A 6,274-nucleotide genomic window follows, 5' to 3' on the forward strand; every position below is an offset into this window, starting at 1 on the left:
CGGTCACGGGCGGGTCCTGGGTCAGACCCGGCGCAGCACCGCCACCACCTTGCCGAGGATGGTCGCCTCGTCCCCGGGAATGGGCTGGTACGCAGCGTTGTGGGGCATCAGCCACACATGCCCGTCCTCGCGCTTGAAGCGCTTGACCGTGGCCTCTCCCTCGATCATCGCGGCGACGATGTCGCCGTTCTCCGCGACCGGCTGACGGCGCACGGTCACCCAGTCGCCGTCGCAGATGGCGGCCTCGATCATCGAGTCGCCGACGACCTTCAGGACGAACAGCTCGCCGTCGCCCACCAGCTGGCGGGGGAGCGGGAACACGTCCTCGACGGACTCCTCGGCGAGGATCGGGCCGCCGGCGGCGATCCGGCCCACCAGCGGGACGTACGACGCGGACGGCTTCCCGGCGGTGTCCGTTGGCTGCGCCTGCGTGGAGTCGGAGGCGCGCACCTCGTACGCCCGGGGGCGATGGGGGTCGCGCCGGAGGAATCCCTTGCGCTCCAGGGCCATGAGCTGATGGGCGACCGACGAGGTGCTCGACAGCCCGACGGCCTGGCCGATCTCGCGCATGGACGGCGGGTATCCGCGCCGCTGGACGGAATCCCGGATCACCTCGATGACGCGCCTTTGGCGGTCGGTGAGTCCGGAGCTGTCCGCCCGGATTCCTGGAGGTCGTCCGGGTAGCGCTCGCGCGGGCTTTGGCGTCTCGTCGTTCATCGCTTCCATCGGGCGTACCCGGTCCTGGGGGCGGTCATGGGCGGTCAATGCGGCGCTGTCGGCGGTGGTGGTCACGGCGGCCCCTCTCGAGATGTTCTCCCTAGTAGGACAACGGTAGTTGCTTTCGAAAGGTTGCGCCAAACACACGTTCGAGTGAATTTGCATGGATCCGCTGTCGCGATCAAGGTGTAGATGGTATTGATCGAATGTGAATTCGAATTCGCTCCGCATTCGGGAGCCGAACGCCGTTTCCCCGGGCTGGTATTGCGCCGGCGCCCCCGTCCTTCCGCACAGTCCCATGATGCGCGAGCCGTGACGATGCGTACACCCAGTGTGTCACTCGCGCCCCGGCTCTCCCGGTAAGCGCCGCGTCGCGTAGGCTCCCGTCCCGTCAGCGGGCCGCGACACGCGGTTCGTGCGATGGGCGCATGTGGCCACCACGCCACCAGATCTAGTGGTTGGATGGTGTGCAGCCCCCACAAGTAGTGGTCCCCGGGTCATCAAGCCCTTCCGGATCGCCTATGCTTGTGGCTGCTTCGCGGGGCCGTCACCGGCCCCTCGGGCTCAGAAGTCGTGCGCTCACCGTGGGTGAGGGAGGGAGAGGGAAACGATGCACTGCCCCTTCTGCCGACACCCCGACAGTCGCGTCGTCGACAGCCGGACCACCGACGACGGCACCTCGATCCGCCGTCGCCGGCAGTGCCCCGACTGCGGCCGCCGCTTCACCACCGTGGAGACGGCCTCGCTGATGGTGATCAAGCGCAGCGGGGTCACCGAACCCTTCAGCCGCAACAAGGTCATCGCCGGGGTCCGCAAGGCCTGCCAGGGCCGGCCCGTCACCGAGGACGCCCTCGCCCAGCTCGGGCAGCGCGTCGAGGAGGCGGTACGTGCCACGGGCAGCGCCGAGCTGTCGACCCACGACGTCGGACTGGCCATACTCGGCCCGCTGAAGGACCTGGATCTGGTCGCCTATCTGCGGTTCGCCTCGGTCTACCGGGCCTTCGACTCGCTCGAGGACTTCGAGGCGGCGATCGCCGAGCTGCGCGACCAGGGGCCGCCGGGCGACACCGGAGGGCGGGACCGGGACGGAGCCGTCCCCACCGCCACCGTCGCCGCGCCATAGCGGCGCGCACCGGCACCGGACTTGCCGGGCACCTGGGGGTGCACCGGCCGTGAGAGACACAGACGCGGGAAGACCGCGGCGCTTCAGGGCGTTTTACCTGTAATGCCTGTAATGGGAGGCGGCACATGACAGAGACGACGAGCGGCCCGGCACGGGGTTCCCGAGCCAAGGCCGGCAAGGCGGCCGCGGCGGCCCCCGCCGCCAAGGGCCTGCGCATCGAGCGCATCCACACCACCCCGGGGACGCACCCCTACGACGAGGTGGTCTGGGAACGCCGTGACGTCGTCATGACCAACTGGCGCGACGGCTCGATCAACTTCGAGCAGCGCGGCGTGGAGTTCCCCGACTCCTGGTCGGTGAACGCGGTCAACATCGTCACCAGCAAGTACTTCCGCGGCGCCGTCGGTTCCCCGCAGCGTGAGAGCAGCCTCCGCCAGCTGATCGACCGCGTGGTCACGACGTACCGCAAGGCCGGCGAGGACCACGGCTACTTCGCGTCGCCCGCCGACGCGGAGATCTTCGAGCACGAGCTCACCTGGGCCCTGCTCCACCAGGTCTTCAGCTTCAACTCCCCGGTCTGGTTCAACGTCGGCACCGCCCAGCCGCAGCAGGTCTCGGCGTGCTTCATCCTCTCGGTCGACGACTCCATGGAGTCCATCCTCGACTGGTACAAGGAAGAGGGGATGATCTTCAAGGGCGGCTCCGGCGCCGGCCTGAACCTCTCCCGCATCCGCTCCTCCAAGGAGCTGCTCTCCTCCGGTGGCAACGCCTCCGGTCCCGTCTCCTTCATGCGCGGCGCCGACGCCTCCGCCGGCACCATCAAGTCCGGTGGCGCCACCCGCCGGGCGGCCAAGATGGTCGTCCTGGACGTCGACCACCCGGACGTCGAAGCCTTCATCGAGACCAAGGTGAAGGAGGAGGAGAAGATCCGCGCCCTGCGCGACGCGGGCTTCGACATGGACCTGGGCGGCGACGACATCGCGTCCGTCCAGTACCAGAACGCCAACAACTCCGTCCGCGTGAACGAAGAGTTCATGAAGGCGTACGAGAACGGCGCCAAGTTCGGGCTGCGCGCCCGGATGACCGGCGAGGTCATCGAGGAGGTCGACGCCAGGGCCCTCTTCCGCAGGCTGGCCGAGGCCGCCTGGGCCTGCGCCGACCCCGGCATCCAGTACGACGACGTCATCAACCACTGGCACACCACGCCGGAGACCGGCCGCATCACCGCGTCCAACCCCTGCAGCGAGTACATGCACCTGGACAACTCGTCCTGCAACCTCGCCTCGCTGAACCTGATGAAGTTCCTCGACGACGACGGCAAGGGCAACCAGCGCTTCGACGCCGTGCGCTTCGCCAAGGTCGTCGAGCTCGTCATCACCGCGATGGACATCTCCATCTCCTTCGCGGACTTCCCGACCCAGAAGATCGGCGAGACCACCCGCGCCTTCCGCCAGCTCGGCGTCGGCTACGCCAACCTCGGCGCGCTGCTGATGGCGACCGGCCACGCCTACGACTCCGAGGGCGGCCGCGCGCTCGCCGGTGCCATCACCTCCCTGATGACCGGCACCTCCTACAAGCGTTCCGCGGAGCTCGCCGCGGTCGTCGGCCCGTACGACGGCTACGCCCGCAACGCCACGTCCCACAAGCGCGTCATGAAGCAGCACTCCGACGCCAACGCCGTCGCCACGCGGATGGACGACCTGGACACCCCGGTCTGGGCCGCGGCCACCGAGGCCTGGCAGGACGTTCTGCGCCTCGGCGAGAAGAACGGATTCCGCAACGCGCAGGCCTCCCTGCTGGCCCCGACCGGCACCATCGGCCTGATGATGGACTGCGACACCACCGGCATCGAGCCCGACCTCGCCCTGGTCAAGTTCAAGAAGCTGGTCGGCGGCGGCTCCATGCAGATCGTGAACAACACGGTCCCGCAGGCCCTGCACCGCCTCGGCTACCAGCAGGAGCAGATCGAGGCGATCGTCGCCCACATCTCCGAGCACGGCAGCGTGATCGACGCGCCCAGCCTGAAGCCCGAGCACTACGAGGTCTTCGACTGCGCCATGGGCGAGCGCTCCATCGCGCCGATGGGCCACGTCCGGATGATGGCCGCGACCCAGCCGTTCCTGTCCGGCGCCATCTCCAAGACGGTCAACATGCCGGAGTCGGCGAGCGTCGAGGAGATCGAGGAGATCTACTACGAGGGCTGGAAGCTCGGCCTGAAGGCGCTCGCGATCTACCGCGACAACTGCAAGGTCGGCCAGCCGCTCTCCGCCAAGAAGAAGGCGGACGAGAAGAAGGCCGAGCAGGCGCCGGCGACCGCCCCCGCCGCGGTCGAGAAGGTCGTCGAGTACCGCCCGGTCCGCCGCCGGCTCCCCAAGGGCCGTCCGGGGATCACCACCTCCTTCACGGTGGGCGGCGCCGAGGGCTACATGACCGCCAACTCCTACCCGGACGACGGTCTCGGCGAGGTCTTCCTGAAGATGTCCAAGCAGGGCTCGACCCTCGCGGGCATGATGGACGCCTTCTCCATCGCCGTCTCGGTGGGCCTGCAGTACGGCGTGCCGCTGGAGACCTACGTCTCGAAGTTCACCAACATGCGCTTCGAGCCGGCCGGCCTCACGGACGATCCGGACGTGCGGATGGCGCAGTCGATCGTCGACTACATCTTCCGCCGCCTGGCGCTGGACTTCCTGCCCTTCGAGACCCGCTCCGCCCTCGGCATCCACTCCGCCGAGGAGCGCCAGCGCCACCTCGACACGGGTTCCTACGAGCCCGCCGCCGAGGAGGTCGACGTCGAGGGTCTGGCGCAGTCCGCCCCGCGCCAGACCGAGGCGCCCAAGCCGGCCGCCGCCGCGCCCGAGGCCGAGCCCGTCGCGGTGACCCCGGCGCCGAAGACCGCCCACAACTCGACGGAGCTGCTGGAGATCCAGCTCGGCCTCAACGCCGACGCCCCGCTCTGCTTCTCCTGCGGCACGAAGATGCGCCGCGCGGGCAGCTGCTACCTGTGCGAGGGCTGCGGCTCCACCAGCGGCTGCAGCTGACGCCGGAGCCTGATCCGGCCGTCCCACGCGTGTCCCCCCGAGGCGCTCCGCCCCGGGGGGACACGCGCGTGTCGGGGACCGTACGGGCGCGGGGCCGGACACCTCGGCCGCACGAGGGCGGAATCCGGTGGCGCGGAAAGTGGCACGGGCTTTCTATCCGGGCTCGCGGGGACGCGAATAGGGTCGAGGCGATTGCTGTCGAATTCCCGTGACGGGGAGGCGTTTCCTCTCCTCCGGCGATCGGCGCGATCTTCCCCGTACGCCAAGGAGCACCCGTTGTCCCCCGACGCCATCGCCGGCACCGTCGCCTCGCTGATCCCGGCGGCGCGGAGCGAACTCGCCGAACTCGTCGCGTTCAGGTCGGTCGCGGGCGCGCGGGTGTCGGTGGAGCAGGCCGCCCAGGGCGGGCCGTTCCTCGCCGACACCTCGAGCCCCGCCTACACGGCCATGGCCGACGCCATGCGGACGGCCTACAGCGGCCGCGACATGGACATCGCGGGGCTCGGAGGCGGGATCCCGCTGTGCAACACCCTCGCCGCCCTCTACCCCCGGGCCGAGGTCCTCCTGATCGGACTCTGCGAACCCGAGGCGCAGATCCACGCCGTGGACGAGAGTGTCTCCGTCGACGAACTGCGGCGCCTCGCCGTCGCCGAAGCCCATTTCATGCGCCCTTACGCAGGGAGAGGCGACCGCGGATAGCGGGCCGGAGTGGATCCTTGGAATTCGCGTGTCATTCCCGGAGGAACGCGAGGCCGTTCTTACCGCGCCTCGCCCATTGGAGCACCCGGTGCGCAGAGCCCTCCTGGCCGCCGCACTCGCCACGGCCGCTCTCGGCGTGTTCGCCGTCGCACAGCCGCGGGGGTCCGACGCCCACGGGACGCCGGTCGACGCCGGCCCCGCGGCCGGTCTGCGGGTCGGCGCGGTCTGCTCGTCGGACATCACCTACGCCACCGATGTCTCCTGCGGGCTGGGCGACTTCGGGGACGTGCGCTTCCGGTGCCCCGCGGGCGGCTCGGCCGAGCCGTGCCCGCGGACCCGCACCGTCACCCTGGAGAACACCGGCCCTACGCCCCTGCGGCTCGTCACCATCAGCGGCTCGGCGCCGGGCGAACGGCACGAGACCGTCTCCGGCCTCCTGCGCCCCGGTGCCCGCACGGACCTGGGCCCGGAGGCCGGCGACACCTACCTCTACGACATCGTCCTGCGTTTCGACTCCGGCCCCGCCGAGGCGCGGGTCGTCGCCCTGTCCTGAGGCCGGCCGGCCGGTGGGACCCGTCACCGGATGACCAAGGAGAATCGCGCGATGTCCGACCTCGGACGCCTGGTGGCCGGGAGGTACCGGCTGGTGGAGCGGATCGGCCGTGGCGGTATGGGCACGGTGTGGCGGGCCGAGGAC

General features: G+C 70.0%; 4 protein-coding genes and 1 pseudogene. 4 read left to right on the top strand and 1 reads right to left on the bottom strand.

All coding sequences use genetic code 11. The features are described 5' to 3' along the window. Nucleotides 1-21: 21 nt before the first annotated feature. Nucleotides 22-792, bottom strand: a complete 771-nt coding sequence (gene lexA / locus PV342_RS35445; protein ID WP_026251503.1) for a transcriptional repressor LexA — start codon at nucleotides 790-792, stop codon at nucleotides 22-24. A gap of 535 nt (nucleotides 793-1,327) precedes the next feature. On the opposite strand from lexA, the gene nrdR reads away from it, so the two are divergent. From nrdR to PV342_RS35465, 4 genes and pseudogenes are all read left to right on the top strand, one after another. After that, the gene (gene nrdR / locus PV342_RS35450; protein ID WP_018561833.1) at nucleotides 1,328-1,840 is read left to right on the top strand and encodes a transcriptional regulator NrdR; all 513 of its coding nucleotides are present in this window, start codon (nucleotides 1,328-1,330) and stop codon (nucleotides 1,838-1,840) included. 125 nt (nucleotides 1,841-1,965) lie between these two features. Then, nucleotides 1,966-4,878: a vitamin B12-dependent ribonucleotide reductase gene (locus tag PV342_RS35455; protein ID WP_329185329.1), complete on the top strand. Its 2,913-nt coding sequence runs from the start codon at nucleotides 1,966-1,968 to the stop codon at nucleotides 4,876-4,878. A gap of 219 nt (nucleotides 4,879-5,097) precedes the next feature. Further along, nucleotides 5,098-5,577, top strand: a pseudogene (locus PV342_RS35460) (M20/M25/M40 family metallo-hydrolase); the annotation flags it as partial. Between the two features lie 88 nt (nucleotides 5,578-5,665). Next, nucleotides 5,666-6,130 carry a hypothetical protein gene (locus PV342_RS35465; protein WP_400795473.1) on the top strand — a complete coding sequence of 155 codons (465 nt, stop codon included), beginning with the start codon at nucleotides 5,666-5,668 and terminating at the stop codon, nucleotides 6,128-6,130. Nucleotides 6,131-6,274: the final 144 nt, after the last annotated feature.

Source organism: Streptomyces sp. PA03-3a, from assembly GCF_033792735.1.
Lineage (GTDB): Bacteria > Actinomycetota > Actinomycetes > Streptomycetales > Streptomycetaceae > Actinacidiphila.